This is a genomic window from Aestuariivirga litoralis, assembly GCF_015714715.1.
GTDB lineage: Bacteria > Pseudomonadota > Alphaproteobacteria > Rhizobiales > Aestuariivirgaceae > Aestuariivirga > Aestuariivirga litoralis_A.
Window position 1 is genome coordinate 171,920 of record NZ_WAHS01000002.1, and the last position, 16,104, is coordinate 188,023.

At 59.1% G+C, this 16,104-nt stretch carries 19 protein-coding genes; 10 read left to right on the top strand and 9 right to left on the bottom strand.

Annotated elements, in window-relative coordinates:
- Positions 1-8 precede the first annotated feature (8 nt).
- Positions 9-1,826, bottom strand: coding sequence for a sensor histidine kinase (locus F8B91_RS12500; protein WP_196504161.1), 1,818 nt, complete (start codon positions 1,824-1,826; stop codon positions 9-11).
- 105 nt (positions 1,827-1,931) lie between these two features.
- Between F8B91_RS12500 and hemH the strand changes: the two genes are divergently transcribed.
- From hemH to F8B91_RS12515, 3 genes are all read left to right on the top strand, one after another.
- Entirely contained in the window at positions 1,932-2,957 is a 1,026-nt protein-coding gene (gene hemH, locus F8B91_RS12505) for a ferrochelatase (protein WP_196504162.1), read from the top strand.
- 64 nt (positions 2,958-3,021) lie between these two features.
- Complete coding sequence (locus F8B91_RS12510) at positions 3,022-4,002, top strand: SPFH domain-containing protein (RefSeq protein WP_196504163.1); 981 nt, start codon at positions 3,022-3,024, stop codon at positions 4,000-4,002.
- Positions 4,003-4,008: 6 nt separating this feature from the next.
- The gene (locus F8B91_RS12515) at positions 4,009-4,455 is read left to right on the top strand and encodes an NfeD family protein (protein WP_196504164.1); all 447 of its coding nucleotides are present in this window, start codon (positions 4,009-4,011) and stop codon (positions 4,453-4,455) included.
- Positions 4,456-4,458: 3 nt separating this feature from the next.
- Here F8B91_RS12515 and F8B91_RS12520 read toward each other — a convergent pair whose 3' ends face one another.
- From F8B91_RS12520 to F8B91_RS12545, 6 genes are all read right to left on the bottom strand, one after another.
- Positions 4,459-5,211 (bottom strand): isocitrate lyase/PEP mutase family protein, encoded by a 753-nt coding sequence (locus F8B91_RS12520; protein WP_196504165.1) that lies wholly within the window; start codon positions 5,209-5,211, stop codon positions 4,459-4,461.
- A gap of 8 nt (positions 5,212-5,219) precedes the next feature.
- On the bottom strand, positions 5,220-5,912 hold the full coding sequence (locus tag F8B91_RS12525) for a haloacid dehalogenase type II (protein ID WP_196504166.1): 693 nt from the start codon (positions 5,910-5,912) through the stop codon (positions 5,220-5,222).
- 53 nt (positions 5,913-5,965) lie between these two features.
- The gene (locus tag F8B91_RS12530; RefSeq protein WP_196504167.1) at positions 5,966-6,700 is read right to left on the bottom strand and encodes a cytochrome c biogenesis CcdA family protein; all 735 of its coding nucleotides are present in this window, start codon (positions 6,698-6,700) and stop codon (positions 5,966-5,968) included.
- Between the two features lie 2 nt (positions 6,701-6,702).
- The gene (gene msrA / locus F8B91_RS12535; RefSeq protein ID WP_196504168.1) at positions 6,703-7,212 is read right to left on the bottom strand and encodes a peptide-methionine (S)-S-oxide reductase MsrA; all 510 of its coding nucleotides are present in this window, start codon (positions 7,210-7,212) and stop codon (positions 6,703-6,705) included.
- A gap of 99 nt (positions 7,213-7,311) precedes the next feature.
- On the bottom strand, positions 7,312-8,148 hold the full coding sequence (locus F8B91_RS12540; protein WP_196504169.1) for a sugar phosphate isomerase/epimerase family protein: 837 nt from the start codon (positions 8,146-8,148) through the stop codon (positions 7,312-7,314).
- Positions 8,148-8,768: a TetR family transcriptional regulator C-terminal domain-containing protein gene (locus F8B91_RS12545; protein WP_196504170.1), complete on the bottom strand. Its 621-nt coding sequence runs from the start codon at positions 8,766-8,768 to the stop codon at positions 8,148-8,150. Before F8B91_RS12545 ends, F8B91_RS12540 begins: the two co-directional genes overlap by 1 nt.
- 70 nt (positions 8,769-8,838) lie before the next feature.
- Here F8B91_RS12545 and F8B91_RS12550 point away from each other — a divergent pair, with 70 nt between their 5' ends.
- The 4 genes from F8B91_RS12550 to F8B91_RS12565 are packed head-to-tail and all read left to right on the top strand — an operon-like array spanning position 8,839 to position 12,443.
- Positions 8,839-9,615, top strand: a complete 777-nt coding sequence (locus tag F8B91_RS12550; protein ID WP_196504171.1) for an ABC transporter ATP-binding protein — start codon at positions 8,839-8,841, stop codon at positions 9,613-9,615.
- Positions 9,605-10,468, top strand: coding sequence for an ABC transporter permease (locus tag F8B91_RS12555; protein ID WP_196504172.1), 864 nt, complete (start codon positions 9,605-9,607; stop codon positions 10,466-10,468). The genes F8B91_RS12550 and F8B91_RS12555 overlap by 11 nt, the downstream gene beginning before the upstream one ends.
- Complete coding sequence (locus tag F8B91_RS12560) at positions 10,465-11,403, top strand: ABC transporter permease (RefSeq protein ID WP_196504173.1); 939 nt, start codon at positions 10,465-10,467, stop codon at positions 11,401-11,403. The genes F8B91_RS12555 and F8B91_RS12560 overlap by 4 nt, the downstream gene beginning before the upstream one ends.
- 41 nt (positions 11,404-11,444) lie before the next feature.
- Positions 11,445-12,443: an ABC transporter substrate-binding protein gene (locus F8B91_RS12565; protein ID WP_196504174.1), complete on the top strand. Its 999-nt coding sequence runs from the start codon at positions 11,445-11,447 to the stop codon at positions 12,441-12,443.
- Between the two features lie 63 nt (positions 12,444-12,506).
- Here the strand turns inward: F8B91_RS12565 and F8B91_RS12570 are convergent, their stop codons facing one another.
- A complete protein-coding gene (locus tag F8B91_RS12570) occupies positions 12,507-12,851 on the bottom strand; it encodes a COG4315 family predicted lipoprotein (RefSeq protein ID WP_196504175.1) in 345 nt (114 codons plus the stop codon).
- A gap of 128 nt (positions 12,852-12,979) precedes the next feature.
- Between F8B91_RS12570 and hydA the strand changes: the two genes are divergently transcribed.
- Positions 12,980-14,425, top strand: a complete 1,446-nt coding sequence (hydA, locus tag F8B91_RS12575; protein WP_196504176.1) for a dihydropyrimidinase — start codon at positions 12,980-12,982, stop codon at positions 14,423-14,425.
- A gap of 66 nt (positions 14,426-14,491) precedes the next feature.
- Here hydA and F8B91_RS12580 read toward each other — a convergent pair whose 3' ends face one another.
- Positions 14,492-14,839: an endonuclease domain-containing protein gene (locus F8B91_RS12580; RefSeq protein ID WP_196504177.1), complete on the bottom strand. Its 348-nt coding sequence runs from the start codon at positions 14,837-14,839 to the stop codon at positions 14,492-14,494.
- 562 nt (positions 14,840-15,401) lie between these two features.
- Here F8B91_RS12580 and F8B91_RS12585 point away from each other — a divergent pair.
- On the top strand, positions 15,402-15,725 hold the full coding sequence (locus F8B91_RS12585; RefSeq protein WP_196504178.1) for a Dabb family protein: 324 nt from the start codon (positions 15,402-15,404) through the stop codon (positions 15,723-15,725).
- Between the two features lie 61 nt (positions 15,726-15,786).
- Positions 15,787-16,104, top strand: a complete 318-nt coding sequence (locus F8B91_RS12590; RefSeq protein ID WP_196504179.1) for a hypothetical protein — start codon at positions 15,787-15,789, stop codon at positions 16,102-16,104.

Genomic DNA, 16,104 nt, shown 5'->3' on the forward strand with positions numbered 1-16,104 from the left:
CCACGCCCTCAGGCTGCAATATTCATCACTTTGAGCTGGCCATTGATCTCATGCCAGCGGATGCGCGCCGCCGGAAGCACCAGCAGAGCTTCTGTGCCGGCGTCCTTGCCGTCAGCGTCCTTCCGCGCGGCCAAAGTCAACTCGCCGCCATGCAGGCGTGCTACCCGCCGCGCGATGGCGAGGCCCAAACCAAGCCCGCCCATCCGCCGTGAGGCATTGGCCTCCAGCGCCGCAAAGGGCTCCAGCAGCCGGGCTGCATCCAGGGCCGCAATGGCAGGCCCCCTGTCACGCACCGCCAGGGCAAGATCGCCATTGGCCAGCCGTGTCATTTCCACCTGCACGGCCGTGCCCTGCGGCGCAAAGCTGATCGCATGGCCCAGCATGCTGAGCGCAATGGCCTTCAGTCTTGCCAGATCACCTGCCACTTCCACATCCTCGAACAGTTTCGCCACCAGTGAAATGCCATTCCGGTTTGCTACCGGTGCTGCTGTTTTGATCGCGTCATTTATGATCGGGCTCAAATCATCCACCTGCTCATCCAGCTTCACGCCGCGCTCCAGCTGTGTGGCCTCCAGCACGTCATTGATGAAGCTCTGCAACTGCCGCCCACTGTTCTGGATGGTCGCCATGTAATCACGCCGCACCACAACGGGCAGGCTTTCACTGCGCGCGGAGTTCAGCATTTCACTGAAGCCCACAATGGCATTCACCGGCATGCGCAGTTCACGGACCATCAGGCTCAAAAACTGCGCCTTGGCGGCGGAAGATTTGCGCGCGTCATCTTCGGCCCGCGCATTGGCCTGCAAATGCTGCTGCTCTGTCGTTACATCCTGCACAAAACCACGGTAGCCCGTGAATATGCCCGCGCCATCAAAACGCGGCTTGGCCGAAATCCGCCAGTGCTTCAGGCCCGATGCATCACGCGTGGTCAAAGGCTCCTCGCGCAAATCCTCATGCACCAGGAATTTCGACGTCATCAAAGGTGCATTCTGCGAAATGAAATCCTTGAGGAAATCCACGCCTTCAAGGTCATCTCCCTTGCGCCCCAGCATCTCAGCGAATTTGGGTGCATGGAATACAAGGCGGCCGGTTGCATCGGTTTCCCACATGAAGTCCCGCAACTCCGCCCCCGCATCCGCCAGCAGCATGTTGAGCACCTGCATGTCATGGCGCAGGGTTTTCTCCGACATGACACGGCGCTTGAAGGAATAGCTCAGCGCCAGCATCACGCTCAGGCCCGCCAATACAGCCATCGCCGCCACCAGAAGCCCGTAGAGATTGACCGAGGTTTCCGTCAGAGTGGCACGCGTCACCAGAATGGCCACCGGCGTGAGGACGAATTGCAAAGCGGTGGCCGGCAGCCGCAATGTGCAGAGCAGCCCCACCGACATCGACAGCAGCGCCAGAAGATCAATATAGGCCGCCACCGGCGCATCGCTCACCGGCGAAAACACCAGCGCCGCCCAGCCCCAGACCAGGCACAGCGCCAGCGCCGCAAACGGCCCATAGCGCAGCACCTGCTGGCCACGCGCGGTGGATGAGCCGATGTGATCCAGCGCAAAATAACCGATGATCAGCACGGCCTCTGCCACGAAGCTGGCAATGGTCCACACCAGCAAATGCCGGGTGGCAACGAAATCAAACGCCAGCCGGTAAACCGACAGAGTGGCGAAGAAATGAAACCCCGCCAACACCGGTAAGGTGGTGCGGGTCTCCTCCAACTGGTGCGAAACCAGCTCGGCATCAGCGTCGGAAAACAGCAGGCGCAGACGCCCGAACAGGCCAAGCCGCTTTTCCTGGGCGTTCCCAGCCGGTGAAACACTCATGGATCAAGGCCCCGAATCAATAAAATGCAATCATGTCCTTGTTGCCGCACCCACCCCTGTCCCGTCTAGACCTTGCACGGGCATTGCCTGCATAAGGGCGTCATCATGAGTTTTTTGCCGCCGGGCCACCCGCCCATTCCCACCCCGAAGACAGGCTTGTTGCTGATCAACCTCGGCACACCCGAGGCCACCGATTTTTTTTCGGTTCGCACTTACCTTAAGGAATTTCTGAGTGACCGCCGCGTGATTGAAATCAATCCGCTGATCTGGTGGCCCATCCTCAATGGCATCATCCTGAATGTCAGGCCCAAAAAATCTGGCCACGCCTATGAAAAAATCTGGAACCGCGAACTGAACGAATCTCCCCTGAAGACCTATACGCGTGAACAGGCCTTAAAACTCACTGCAGCGCTGGGCAAAAAGGATCAGTTGATCGTTGATTGGGCCATGCGCTACGGCAAGCCGGCAATTGCAGACAAAATCCGTGCGCTGAAACAACAGGGTTGCGAGCGCATCGTGTTGTTCCCCCTCTATCCGCAATATTCGGCCGCCACCACCGCAACAGCCCTCGACAAGGCCTACCAGGAACTGCAGTCCATGCGCTGGCAGCCTGCCATACGCACGGTTCCTCCCTACTATGATCACCCAGCTTATATCGACGCTGTCGCCGTGTCCTTGGAACAGGCGATGAAGGATCTGCCGTGGAAGCCAGACCGTGTCTTGATCGCGTTCCATGGCTTGCCGCGCGAATACCTGAACAGGGGCGATCCCTATCATTGCCACTGCCAGAAGACGGCGCGCCTGGTGCGAGAGAAGCTGAAGCTGAGCAAGGATTTCCTGCAGGTGGTTTTCCAATCGCGGTTCGGCAAAGCCGAATGGCTGAAGCCCTATGCGCAGGACACAGTGGAAGGGCTGCCGGCAGAAGGCGTCAAAAATCTCCTGATGATTTCACCTGGCTTCGCCTCCGACTGCGTGGAAACGCTGGAAGAACTCGCCATCGGCCTGAAGGAAACCTTCACCGAAAATGGCGGCGATAATTTCGCCGTAGTGCCGTGTCTGAATGACAGCACGGCGTCGATCGCCATGCTCGCTGAAATCGCCAGCAATGAACTTAAGGGCTGGCTGCGCTAAGCCCTGTCTGTCTTGTAATAATCACATCCGCCCCCTAAGTTACTGGCAAAAGAGGGAGGCCTAAATGTTCCAAGGCGCAGGCGTTTTCGTACTCGTCATTCTGGCGGTGGTGGTTTTCTATCTGGTGCGTGCCATCCGCATGGTGCCGCAAGGCTACATGTACACCGTTGAACGCTTTGGCAAATATACCAAGACGCTGATGCCCGGCCTTAACCTGATCGTGCCTTTCATTGATGGCATCGGCTACAAGCAGAACATGATGGAGCGGGTACTGCCCGTGCCCTCGCAGGAAGTGATTACCAAGGATAACGCCCTGGTCACCGTCGATGGCGTGGCCTTCTTCCAGGTGATGGATGCCGCCAAGGCGTCCTACGAAATCAATAATCTCGACAACGCCATCCTCAACATGGTGATGACCCAGATCAGAACCGTGATGGGTTCGATGGAGCTGGATCACCTTCTGTCGCAGCGTGACGAGATCAATCACAAGCTCCTGGGCAGCGTCGATCAGGCCACCCAGACCTGGGGCGTGAAGATGACGCGCATCGAGATCAAGGACATTACGCCGCCGCGTGACTTGGTTGAAAGCATGGGCCGCCAGATGAAGGCCGAGCGCGACAAGCGCGCCGTCATCCTCGAAGCTGAAGGTGCCCGTGGTTCAGCCATTCTCAAGGCAGAAGGCGAAAAGCAGGCCATCGTGCTCAAGGCCGAAGGTGAACGCGAAGCCGCCTACCGCGCCGCTGAAGCGCGCGAGCGTGCGGCCGAAGCCGAAGCCAAGGCCACCGCCATGGTCAGCGAAGCCATCGCCAAGGGCAATGTGCAGGCCATCAACTATTTCGTCGCCAACAATTATGTGAAAGCGCTGGAAGCCATCGCTGCCTCACCCAACCAGAAAATCCTGATGCTGCCGCTGGATGCAACATCGATCCTCGGCTCCATCGGCGGCATCGCCCAAATCGCCAAGGAAGCCTTCGGTGATGGCCCAACCGGCCAAGGCAGCTTGCCGTCAGCAGGCCGCAAGCCACCGACCGTTCCGCGGGGCTAGTTGCTCATGGATCAAATCTTCCCCGGCCTCGGCCCCTATTTCTGGTGGATCATCGCGGGCCTGCTGCTGATCGCCGAAATGCTCGCCCCCGGCTTCTTCATGATCTGGTTTGCAGCAGCGGCGGCTGTGACAGCGCTGGCCCACATCATCTATCCGCAAGGCTGGATCGGCGAAGTCGCCATCTTCGCGGTTCTCGCGGGCGTCGCTGTCGCCGTGTCATGGCGTTTCGTCACGGCAAGCTGGGCCACCAAATCCGACCAGCCCAACTTGAACCAGCGCCACAATGGCCTGATCGGCCAAACCTATCCACTGATGGAACCCATCATAAATGGCCGCGGCAAGATCGACGCCGGCGGCACCGTCTGGGACGTCGAAGGCCCTGACCTCGCCCAAGGTGCAAGAGTCAAAGTCGTCGGCACTGATGGGATGAAACTGAAAGTGATGGCGGCTTAAGCCCTAAGGCAGCCGCCCCTCAACCTTCAACTTCTCGATGAAACCATCCAGCTGCTTGTAAGTGGCATTGGCAATCGCCGCGCCCACGCTTACGCGGCGCACGCCCACGGATGCCATGTCGGCCACTGAAAGCCCCGTGCCCGTCAGATTGGCATTCACCGGCTTGTTCACGCCGCCAGCCTTTTGCTTGATCTGCGCCAGCGTCTTCAGCCCCGGCGCATAGAGGCAATCCGCACCCGCCTCGCCATAGGCATTAAGCCGCGCCAGAACTGCATTCATATCGATGTTCTTCATCAGATAGGCTTCGCAGCGCCCGATCAGCATCAGATCCTGGCCGGAGGCATCAATCGCCTGACGCGCCGCCTTGATCCGCTCCACCGCCACATCCAGCGCGAAGAACTTATCGCCATCGCGGTCTTCAATCGAAATGCCCGCCACGCCCGTGTCGATGCAGCGCGTCACATTAGCGGCCACGCCCGCAGCCGTGTCAGAAAAGCCCGCTTCAAAATCGGCATTCACCGGCAAATCTGTTACGCCGGAGAGAAAGCGCAAATGATCCAGCACTTCGTCAACCGTCATCTCGCCATCATCCTTGCCGATGGCCCAGGCCGCACCCGCGCTGGTGGAGGCAATCGCCTGAAAACCCGCCTTGGCGCAGCGAATGGCCGATCCGCCATCCCAGGGATTGGGCAGCACGAAGCACCCCTTTTCATGCAGAGCCCGAAAAGCAGCGCGGCGGTGTTGGACTGATGACATTTGATCCCTCACAGAACTTCCAGAAGTTGCCCCAGGCTTTCAATCTCTACAGCAGGCTTCCCCGGTAATCTGTCAGCAGGCGTGGGGGCCCGCTTCACCCGCACCGCCTGAAAGCCGAACTGTGCAGCCGATTGCGCATCCCACCCGCTGGACGAGACAAAGCAGATCGACGGCGCATCCTGAATGCCGAATTTCTGCATGGCCAGGCGGTAAGCGCGGCGGCTGGGCTTGTAGATGCCCACATCTTCCACCGAGATCGCATGTTCAAACATCTTGTCTATGCCTGCGTTACGCAACATCGCATCCAGCATCGAGGGGCTACCATTGGAGAGAAGCGCCAACCTGCGGCCCTTGGCCTTCAGCGCCTCAAGTGCTGCCACCACACCGTCATGCGGCTCCAGCTTCAACACGGCAGACATCACTTCATCAGCCAGCCCGGCCTCGGAAATGCCTAAACACTCCAGCGTGAAATCCAGCGCCTCGCGCATCACTGTCCAGTAATCGGCATGCACGCCCGTGAGACTGCGCACCCAGGCATATTCATTCTGCTTCGCTGTCCACAGTGCATTGGCCGCATCAAGCTTGTCGCCAAAAGCAGAAGCCTGCTTGCGGATCGGGCCATCGGTGTCGAACAGCGTGCCATAGGCATCGAACACGATCGCCTGCACGCCTTCCAGTTTTTTGAAAAGAGTCTCCCCCATGCCGGCAACATAGCGGCACGGGCATCACGCGAATAGATCGTGGTCGGAGGTTTTCAACCGATAGATTGCAAAACCGGGAATGTTTCCAGCAGCCAATATGAAACGGACTGCATTGTACCCGTGAGGAACATCAGCCCCGCCACAACCAGCAGCGCGCCCATGGTTTTCTCCACAAGTTCCAGCTTCGATTTGAACCGCCCGAAAAACTGCAGGAACCCATTGATCGCCGCCGCCGAAATCAGAAATGGAATCCCAAGCCCCAGAGAGTAGACGAACAGCAATTCAGCTCCCTTCGTCACGCTCTCAGTCGAAGCCGCAATCGAAAGAATGGCGGCCAGCACTGGCCCGATGCACGGCGTCCAGCCAAAGGCAAAAGCCAACCCCACCGCATAAGCACCGAGCAGCCCAACCGGGCGTTCGCTCTGCTGATAGCGTTTCTCGCGCGACAGAAAAGCGATCTTGAACACGCCCAGAAAATGCAAGCCCATGATGATGATGAATATGCCGGCGATCCGCGCCAGCAGGGGCAGCTGGTCACGCAGCATCTGGCCGACATAGGAAGCGGTCGCCCCCAGCGCCACAAACACCGTGGCAAAGCCCAGCACGAAAGCCAGAGCGGTGATCATCACCCGGCTGCTCGCCCGCGCGCTATCGTCGCGCTTCAGATCATCCAGCGAAACGCCGCTGATGAACACCAGATAAGGCGGCACCAGCGGCAGCACACAAGGGCTGAGGAAAGAAAGGAGGCCGGCGAATGCCGCCGCCCCCCAAGACACGTCCAATGCCATATTTATTCGGCAGCCTTGCGCTTGGGAAGGACCCAACCCGGCCGCGCGAAGTGGCAGGTGTAGCCGTGCGGAATGCGCTCCAGGTAATCCTGGTGCTCAGGCTCGGCCAGCCAGAAATCACCCACCGGTTCAACCTCAGTCACCACCTTGCCAGGCCAGATGCCAGAGGCTTCCACATCGGCAATCGTATCCAGTGCCGTCTTCTTCTGCGCATCGCTGGTGAAATAGATGGCGGACCGATAGGCGGTGCCCACATCATTGCCCTGGCGGTTCTTGGTCGTCGGGTCATGGATCTGGAAGAAGAATTCCAGAATCTGCCGGTAGCTGATCTGGGCCGGATCGAAATTGATTTCGATGCCCTCGGCATGGCTGCCATGGTTGCGGTAAGTGGCGTTCTTTACATCGCCACCGGTATAGCCCACGCGGGTCGAAACAACGCCCGGCTTCTTGCGGATCAAATCCTGCATCCCCCAGAAACACCCTCCGGCGAGTACAGCGCGTTCAATTGTCATGATGAAACTCCTTTGCCACGCTGAAATAAGGCTTTGGGTGGCCGGTTTAAATGGGTGCGATGGTCACAAACTATCACATTTTCTTGTGGGAGGCACCACTCATCCTCCCCGGAGGCGGAGGACGAGAGGAGAGAGAAACTGAGCGACGTCGTTCGCTTCATCCCCAGCCAGCCCATGCGTCACCACATCCCCCTCAAACCCTGCCGCCTTCAGCGCTCGCACATAATGCCCGAAATCAATCACGCCCTTGCCCGGGGCACAGAAGCCGCCATCCGCCGTCCGGTCCTTGGCATGAGCCATCGCAATATGCGGCCCCAGCAAATGTACGGCCTCCTCGATCACTCGCCTCTGCTCATCCGCCGATGCCAACTCGAATAGGTTCGCCGCATCCAGCACGATGCGCAGCCGGTCGGAGCGCATCTCGTCGAACAGCCGCCGCGCAGTGATCGCGTCACTCACCACATTGCCCAACTCAGGCTCGATGCCGAGCAGCACGCCAGTTTCCTCCGCCACCGGAATGATCGCTTCAAATTCCCTGATCAGATCAGCCCAGGCTTCCTTGCTCGCATTCTGTGGATGATGGCGCCATGGGTCATCACGGTCGCGCGTGCCCGTACACAACGTAACCACCGGTGCCCCCATCGCCCTGGCCTGCGCCGCGATGGCGGTGAAACTCCGCCGTCCTTTCTCGCGCACCGCAAGATCAGGATGGATCATGTTGTAAGTGGCCGAAACCGCAGCCACCGCCACACCAGTCTCCACTGATCCCTGCGCCACCATGCGTGCCGCTGCATCACTAACAAATTCAGGCAGTGAACCCAGACCCGAACAGGCCATGTTATATTGCACGCAGGAATAACCTGCATTCGCTGCAGCCCGCATCACCGCAAGCGGATTATCACCCGTGAAGGTCTTGGCAAAAATCCCCAGCCGCATCAGGCCTTCAGGCCGCGCAGCAAAATATCTAGCACCGATTGTTTGACCTTGGCCTTCTCCGGCTCTGCCCCCAGCACGCTTTCCACCTGCGATGAAAAATCGGCATAGTGCTGCGTCACCGCCCAGATGGCGAAGATGAAATGCTCCGGATCAACCGGCTTGATCCTGCCTTCGCTGATCCAACGGCGGATCACTGTGGACTTTTCCTCGACCAGCTTGCGCAGAGGCCCTTTCAGAAACGCCCCCACATGCGGCGCACCATGCAATATCTCATTGGCAAACAGCCGCGAGGCTTTTGACCCCGCGAAAGACATATCCAGCTTCTCGGATATATAGCGCGTCAATTCCGCAATCGGCTCGCCATCGGCATTGAGCAGGCGCAGCGGTGCAAGCCATTCATCCAGCGTTTGCTCCAACAGCGCGACATAAATGTCTTCCTTGCGGCGGAAATAATAAAGCAGGTTCGGTTTGGACAATCCGGCCTTTTCGGCGATCTGGTCCACCGTGGCGCCGCGAAAGCCATAGGCCGAAAACGCTTCAAGGGCCGCGCTCAAAATCACTGCCCGGTTTTGCGCCTGAATGCGCGTTTCCTGTTGCGGCTTTGCCTTGGATTTGGGCATGCGCCATCCTGTTATTTCTTGATCAACTGGTCAAGACTTGTTAGCCTTTTGAAAAAGTAAGCGGGGAATCTTGTCAGCCAGCGTCATTTCCGCCAGCCAACTCGGACTCACTTTTCAAACGGGCGATGGCGCGGTTGAAGCCTTGTCCAATATCAATCTGGATGTGAGCCAAGGCGAATTCGTTTCGCTCATTGGCCCCTCCGGCTGCGGCAAGACCACTTTGCTGCGCACGATTGCCAATCTGGAATTCCCCACCTCAGGTACGCTCACTGTCAATGGCATGAGCGCCGAACAGGCCCGCCTCGCCCGTGCCTATGGTTATGTGTTCCAGGCCCCCGCGCTGCTGCCCTGGCGCACGGTAGAAAAGAATGTCGGCCTGCCGCTCGAAATCATGGGCCTTGATGACGTGCCGGGCCGCATCAAGCGCAATCTCGATCTGGTCAATCTGTCAGGCTTCGAAAAGAAGTTCCCCTGGCAACTCTCAGGCGGCATGCAGCAGCGCGTATCGATCGCCCGCGCACTGGCCTTTGATCCGCATTTGTTGCTGATGGATGAGCCCTTCGGCGCGCTGGATGAAATCGTCCGTGACAAGCTGAACCAGCAATTGCTCGAACTGTGGGCACGAACGAAAAAGACGATTGTGTTCGTCACCCATTCGATCCCCGAAGCCGTGTTCCTCTCCAGCAAGATTGTGGTGATGAGCCCGCGGCCGGGGCGCATCATCGATGTGATCGATGTGGGCCTGCCCAAGAACCGCACGCTCGACATCCGCGAAACTCCAGACTTCCTGAAAATCGCCCACCGCGTGCGCGAAGGTCTGAAGGCGGGGCATTCCTATGAGGATTGAGCGCGGCCTGCCTTTGCTGACAGTCTGCCTCGTGATCTTCGTGATCTGGTATCTCGCCTGCATCCCCATGAACCACGTGCTCACTGCACCCAAGATCGCCAATGCCGGCGGCGGGCTTTCGAACTGGCTCTGGTTCTCCTGGAATGAAGGCCGCCCCGTGCTCCCCTCGCCGCATCAGGTCATCCGTGAAATCTGGAACACCGTTTTCGCCGTTGAACCCTGGTCGATCAAATCGCTGATCTTCCATCTTTGGATCACGCTTTCTTCCACACTGGTCGGCTTCATCATGGGCGGTCTGCTTGGCATCGCACTGGCCATCGGGATCGTGCATGTGGGCTCGCTGGAAAAAAGCCTGATGCCCTGGATCATCGCCTCGCAAACCATACCCATCCTCGCCATCGCGCCAATGCTGATCGTCGTGCTGGGCAAAACCGGCTTGCCCGATATTTTCACCAAGGCTTCGATCTCGGCCTATCTCTGCTTCTTCCCCGTCACCATTGGCATGGTGAAAGGCCTGCGCTCGCCTGATGTGATGCAGCAGGATCTGATGCGCACTTATAATGCTTCGGCCACGCAAACCCTGTGGAAGCTGCGCCTGCCCGCCTCGCTGCCTTTCCTCTTTGCATCGCTGAAAGTCTCAGTCGCCATCGCACTCACGGGAGCCATCGTCGCTGAACTGCCCACCGGTGCGGTGGCCGGCATTGGCGCGCGGCTTCTCAACGGCTCCTACTACGGCAACACGCTGCAAATCTGGGCCGCGCTTTTTGTCGCCGCCTTCGCCGCCGCCACGCTGGTCTGGATTTTGAGCGAGAGTGAGAAGCTCAGCCTCAAGCGCATGGGGGCCAAGCCATGATTCGCGCAGCAGGCACTTTCATCGCGGCCCTCATCGCACTGGTGCTGATCTCCCAGGGCTTCGGCGCGGTTGAGCAATTCCAGGGCGCTTACTGGTTCCTCTCCCTGCTCTTCGTGATCGCCAGTTGGATTGCGGCATGGAGCCTCGGCTGGATTCTCGATCTCGTCACCTCCACCCGCATCAGCCGCTTCATCGTGCCTGCCAGCTTCGGCGTAGCGGTGATCGCGGGTTGGGAAGCCTATGTGCACACGTCCAGCATTCCCATCGTGCTGCTGCCCGCCCCCTCGCAAGTCTGGGCCAAGCTCATCGCATCACTGCCAACACTTGCAGCGGATTTCCGGCAAACTTTTATCCGCGCAGTGATCCCCGGCTGGCTGATCGGCTGCGGTGCGGGCTTCCTCACCGCGCTGCTGTGTGACCGCAACGACTTCCTGCGCCGCGGCCTGCTGCCACTCGGCAATCTGGTCGCGGCCCTGCCCATCGTCGGCGTGGCCCCCATCCTCGTCATGTGGTTCGGCTTTGATTGGCCCTCGAAAGCCGCCATGGTGGTGGTGATGACCTTCTTCCCCATGCTCATCAACACGCTGGCCGGCCTCAACGCCACCTCCTACATGGAGCGTGACCTGATGCGCTCCTATGCCTCGGGCTGGGGCCCAACCCTGATCAAGCTGCGCCTGCCCGCCGCCATGCCCTTCATTTTCAACGCCCTCAAAATCAATTCGACATTGGCGCTGATTGGCGCAATCGTGGCGGAATTCTTTGGCACGCCCATCGTGGGCATGGGCTTTCGCATGTCCACCGAAGTGGGCCGCCAGGGCCTGGATATGGTCTGGGCGGAAGTTACCATGGCCGCTCTGGCCGGGTCTTTGTTTTATGGGTGCCTCGCGCTTCTCGAGCGTAAGGTCACCTTCTGGCATCCGTCTTACCGCAGGTGAGCCGGCAAAATAGTAGAAGTACAACAACAGGAGAGTGTCGAATGAAGAAGTATTTGATTGGCGCGGTGGCATTGGCCGCCCTCGCAGCCTCGGCCGTTTCGGCCAGCGCTGACGACAAGGTCACCATCCAGCTGAAATGGGTCGCCCAGGCCCAGTTCGCCGGTTACTACGTCGCCCAGGAAAAGGGCTTCTACAAAGCTGCTGGCCTTGACGTAACGATCAAGCCAGGCGGCCCGGACATTGCCCCTGAACAAGTCATCGCCGGCGGCGGCGCTGACGTGATCGTCGACTGGATGCCATCGGCTCTGGCTTCGCGCGAAAAGGGCAACAAGCTGGTTAACATCGCCCAGCCCTTCAAGGCCTCGGGCCTGATGCTCACTTGCCGCAAGGAAACCGGCATCACCAAGCCGGAAGATTTCAAGGGCAAGACCATCGGCGTGTGGTTCTTCGGCAATGAATATCCCTTCCTCAACTGGATGGGCAAACTGAAGCTGCCGACCACCGGCGGCGCTGACGGCGTGACCGTGCTCAAGCAGGGCTTCAACGTGGACCCGCTGCTGCAGAAGCAGGCCGACTGCATCTCGACCATGACCTACAATGAATATCACCAGGTTCTCGAAGCCGGCGTGAAGCCGGAGGATCTCGTGGTGTTCAAATATGAAGACCAGGGTGTCTCCACCCTCGAAGACGGCCTCTATGTCGAGGAAGACAAACTGAAGGATCCGAAGTTCGTTGAGACCATGGCGAAATTCGTCAAGGCCTCGATGCAGGGCTGGGCTGAAGCTGCCAAGGACCCGAAGGGTGCCGTGGCTGCCGTGCTGAAGAACGATGCCTCTGGCTCGCAGACCGAAGCGCACCAGACCACCATGATCGAAGAAGTGAACAAGCTCACTGCAGGTTCTGACGGCACGCTCGACGTGGCCGCAGCCGACCGCACGGTGGCAACACTTCTCGGCGGTGGTTCTGATCCAGTCATCAGCAAGAAGCCGGAAGGCGCCTGGACTGACGTGGTCACCAAAGCCGCAATGGCATTGAAGTAACACTGGCCTCCACGAGGAGGTCTGAAAAAGAAGGCGGAGGGGCATCACCCCTCCGCCTTTTTATTACCCCTTCACCACGTGCCACACGCCCTTCATGCCGTCGCCCTTCATGTCGCCCTTGGCGGTGTCATCCTTGAAGAAATAGACCGGGTGGCCATCATAAACCCATTGCATCGCGCCATCCTTGCGCTTGCTCATCGTCCATTCGCCGCTGGCCTTGTCGCTGGCTTCCGCCATGTAAGGCGGCCAGAACGTGGCACACTGGTCATAGCAGGCCGATTCCGTGCCCATGTCCTTGTCGAAGGTGTAAAGCGTCATGCCATTCTTGGCGGTCACCATGCCATCGGCGAAAGCTGCCGTTGCGGCAAGCGAAAGCCCCGCGAGAGCGGTGATTGCAAATTTCTTCATTGTGAACTCCTTGAAACCCGGCCCCCATGTGGAGCGGCAGAGATGTTACGCCGCCCAGCGCCGCCTATTCCCTTTGCGCTTTGCTTGGCATAGGATTTGACCAACGGGTCAAACAAGGCAGGTGCACCATGTCCACGCTCATCAAAGGCGGAACAGTCGTCAACGCAGATTACTCGGAGCGCGCCGATGTGCTGATCGAAGACGGCAAGATCACCGCTGTCGGCCATAACCTGAAGGGCGACACGATCATTGATGCAACCGGCTGCTTCGTCATGCCGGGCGGCATTGACCCGCACACCCATCTGGAAATGCCCTTCATGGGCACAACCTCCGCCGATGATTTTGAATCCGGCACCAAGGCCGGCCTGGGCGGCGGCACCACGATGGTGGTGGATTTCATCCTGCCCGCGCCCGGCGAAAGCCTGCTCAAGGCCTATCAGGCCTGGCGCCACAAGGCGGAGAAAGCTGCGGCCGATTATTCCTTCCACATGGCCATCACCCAATGGTCGCCCATGGTCCATGACGAGATGGAAACCGTGGTGAAGACTTACGGCATCAACACCTTCAAGCATTTCATGGCCTACAAGGGCGCGCTGATGGTGAATGACGACGAGATGTATAACTCGTTCAAGCGCTGCGCTGAGCTGGGCGCGCTCCCCTTGGTCCACGCTGAAAATGGCGATGTGGTGGCCCGCATGCAGGCTGATCTTCTGGCCCGCGGCATCACCGGCCCGGAAGGCCACTCATACTCGCGCCCACCGGAAGTCGAAGGCGAAGCCGCAAACCGCGCGATCATGATCGCCGACATGGCCGGCTGCCCGCTTTACATCGTGCATGTGAGCTGCGAGCAAACCCATGATGCCATCCGCCGCGCCAAACAGGCCGGCCAGCGCGTCTATGGCGAGCCGCTCATTCAATTCCTCACGCTCGATGACAGCGAATACCAGAACAAGGATTGGGACTACGCCGCCGGCCGCGTGATGAGCCCGCCCTTCCGCAACAAGAAACACCAGGACTCGCTGTGGGCCGGCTTGCAGTCTGGCACGCTCAGCGTGGTGGCCACTGACCACGCCACTTTCACCGTCGCGCAAAAGCGCATGGGTGCAAAAAACTTCACCCAAATCCCCAACGGCACCGGCGGCCTGCAGGACCGCATGCCCGTTCTGTGGAACGCTGGCGTCAACACCGGCCGCCTGACCAAGGAAGAATTCGTCGCCGCCACCTCTGCCAACATCGCCAAGATCCTCAACATCTATCCCCGCAAGGGTTGCGTGCGTGCGGGTGCTGATGCCGACCTGGTGATCTGGGACCCCAAGGCCACCAAAACCATCACCGCCAAAACCCAACTCAGCAAGATCGAATACAACGTCTTTGAAGGCTATGAATGCGTAGGCCTGCCCCGCACAGTCATCTCACGCGGCAAAGTCGCCTACGAAGACGGCAAGGTGCTAGCGAAGGCCGGGGACGGCAAATACGTGGAACGCCCAGCCAACGCCCCCGTCCACCAAGCCAACGCCATCTGGAAAGGCAAAACCAAACCGCAGGGTGTGAAGCGCATCGAAGTCACTCCCTAACTCCCTCGCCCCGCTTGCGGGGAGAGGGTTGGGGCCCGCGCCGCAGGCGTGGGAGGGTGAGGGGTCTCACCGCAAGTGAAGACTAATGGCTTCAAGCACTGGCGCCAGATCACCGAAAACATCTTCATTGCGAAATCGAATAACCCGGTAGCGGCGCTCCTGCAGAAACGCCGTTCGCTTCAAATCGTGCACAATCTCTTCCGGCGTCTCATGCGTGACGCCGTCAATCTCGATGACAAGCTTAGCCGACCTGCAGGCAAAATCTGCAATGTAAGGGCCGATAGGTTCCTGCCGCACGAACTTGGCGTTGTTCAATTGCCGGTTCCGCAGATGATCCCAGAGCTTGTTCTCAGCCGCAGTCGCTTCACGCCGCAATGACCTTGCGCGGTCGAGGAGTTTGACGGGCGGGCTCATCGCGTGAGGCTAGGTCCCCTCACCCTCCCATTGCAAGGGCAATGGGCCCCAACCCTCTCCCCGCAAGCGGGGCGAGGGAAAGATAGATCTTGACTTTAATCCTATTATATGCTTTTGCTCTCCTCGCACTGTAACCTGAAAGGAGGGAACCATGTGCACAGCGTTCCCATATTGGTGGTTCAGTGTGCAGCGCCTGCAGGCGGAAGGAAATGACGCGCCTTCTGCTTCCGGGAGCTCCGTCCGTAGACCTTGGGCACTAAGACCCAAGCGCCTTCAATGGCTAACCAATATTGCTGCCGGATTTAAAATCGCTGCGTTCCTCACCCGGGCTTTGGCCCTCTGTCTTCCTCTACTCTCAGAATTCTGCACCGGGCCCAAGCTTGGGCGGAGCTTTACCCTCCGCTTAAACCTAAGACCGGAAAGCGGGGCCAGTTTGCGCTGATCCCGCTTTCCACCTCTCCCGCCGTGCACATCACGCGGCGAACAAGGGCAAAGCCGCGCCCTCTTGCACCTTTCAATGCGCTGAGTGACACTGCGCCCAATCATAAAAAGGAAACCTCCCATGATCCGCCATGTCGTGCTGTTCAAGCTGCGCAAGGATGTGCCTGCCTCCACTGTCACCGAAATCTTCACCAAGCTCGCTGCCCTCAAGGGCGTGATCCCGGGGATCCTCGCCACCTCCGCCGGCGCCGATGCCAGCCCCGAAGGCCTGCAGCGCGGCAACAGCCATGGCTTCACAGTGGACTTCACCGATGCTGCCGCGCGTGATGCCTATCTGCCGCATCCCGCGCATCAAGTGCTGGGCGGATTGATCGTCGCCAGCAGCGAAGGTGGCCTCTCCGGTATTACCGTGCTGGACTGGGAATACGAGTCGACCAAAGACTAAGTCAGGCCCTCTTGCGCCGATGGTTGCGTTGCGCGAGATTATCACCACTTGGAGGGTATCAATGAAAAATATCTTCGTCGCGGCGTTGGTCGCTGCCAGCTTTCTGATTCCGGTTTCGTCTGCAACAGCAAAGCCTGCGAAATACAAAGCAGGTAGCTGCGCGCAGCGTGTGGCCGACGTTAAGCAGAGACCCGGACACTGGCAGGCTGTTGCGCAAAGCAACAAGGACAGCAAGGGTAATTTTTCATGTTCGGCAAAATGGGCTGCGTCAAGCAAAGCCGAAGCCATCGCAAAAGCGATCTCAGGCTGCGAACATGAAACCAGTATGCGGCCCACCTGGGGAATCCCCGGGACCTGCCATATCGTTATTGTGAAATAG

Bases quoted from the DNA above. Each gene is read 5' to 3' on its own strand.
- F8B91_RS12565 (WP_196504174.1), top strand. From the start codon at position 11,445: ATGAAGAAGTATTTGATTGGCGCGGTGGCATTGGCCGCCCTCGCAGCC.
- F8B91_RS12555 (WP_196504172.1), top strand. From the start codon at position 9,605: ATGAGGATTGAGCGCGGCCTGCCTTTGCTGACAGTCTGCCTCGTGATC.
- msrA (WP_196504168.1), bottom strand. From the start codon at position 7,212: ATGACAATTGAACGCGCTGTACTCGCCGGAGGGTGTTTCTGGGGGATG.
- F8B91_RS12570 (WP_196504175.1), bottom strand. From the start codon at position 12,851: ATGAAGAAATTTGCAATCACCGCTCTCGCGGGGCTTTCGCTTGCCGCA.
- F8B91_RS12520 (WP_196504165.1), bottom strand. From the start codon at position 5,211: ATGTCATCAGTCCAACACCGCCGCGCTGCTTTTCGGGCTCTGCATGAA.
- hemH (WP_196504162.1), top strand. From the start codon at position 1,932: ATGAGTTTTTTGCCGCCGGGCCACCCGCCCATTCCCACCCCGAAGACA.
- F8B91_RS12585 (WP_196504178.1), top strand. From the start codon at position 15,402: ATGATCCGCCATGTCGTGCTGTTCAAGCTGCGCAAGGATGTGCCTGCC.
- F8B91_RS12580 (WP_196504177.1), bottom strand. From the start codon at position 14,839: ATGAGCCCGCCCGTCAAACTCCTCGACCGCGCAAGGTCATTGCGGCGT.
- F8B91_RS12590 (WP_196504179.1), top strand. From the start codon at position 15,787: ATGAAAAATATCTTCGTCGCGGCGTTGGTCGCTGCCAGCTTTCTGATT.
- F8B91_RS12545 (WP_196504170.1), bottom strand. From the start codon at position 8,768: ATGCCCAAATCCAAGGCAAAGCCGCAACAGGAAACGCGCATTCAGGCG.
- F8B91_RS12510 (WP_196504163.1), top strand. From the start codon at position 3,022: ATGTTCCAAGGCGCAGGCGTTTTCGTACTCGTCATTCTGGCGGTGGTG.
- F8B91_RS12515 (WP_196504164.1), top strand. From the start codon at position 4,009: ATGGATCAAATCTTCCCCGGCCTCGGCCCCTATTTCTGGTGGATCATC.
- F8B91_RS12525 (WP_196504166.1), bottom strand. From the start codon at position 5,912: ATGGGGGAGACTCTTTTCAAAAAACTGGAAGGCGTGCAGGCGATCGTG.
- F8B91_RS12540 (WP_196504169.1), bottom strand. From the start codon at position 8,148: ATGCGGCTGGGGATTTTTGCCAAGACCTTCACGGGTGATAATCCGCTT.
- F8B91_RS12530 (WP_196504167.1), bottom strand. From the start codon at position 6,700: ATGGCATTGGACGTGTCTTGGGGGGCGGCGGCATTCGCCGGCCTCCTT.
- F8B91_RS12560 (WP_196504173.1), top strand. From the start codon at position 10,465: ATGATTCGCGCAGCAGGCACTTTCATCGCGGCCCTCATCGCACTGGTG.
- hydA (WP_196504176.1), top strand. From the start codon at position 12,980: ATGTCCACGCTCATCAAAGGCGGAACAGTCGTCAACGCAGATTACTCG.
- F8B91_RS12500 (WP_196504161.1), bottom strand. From the start codon at position 1,826: ATGAGTGTTTCACCGGCTGGGAACGCCCAGGAAAAGCGGCTTGGCCTG.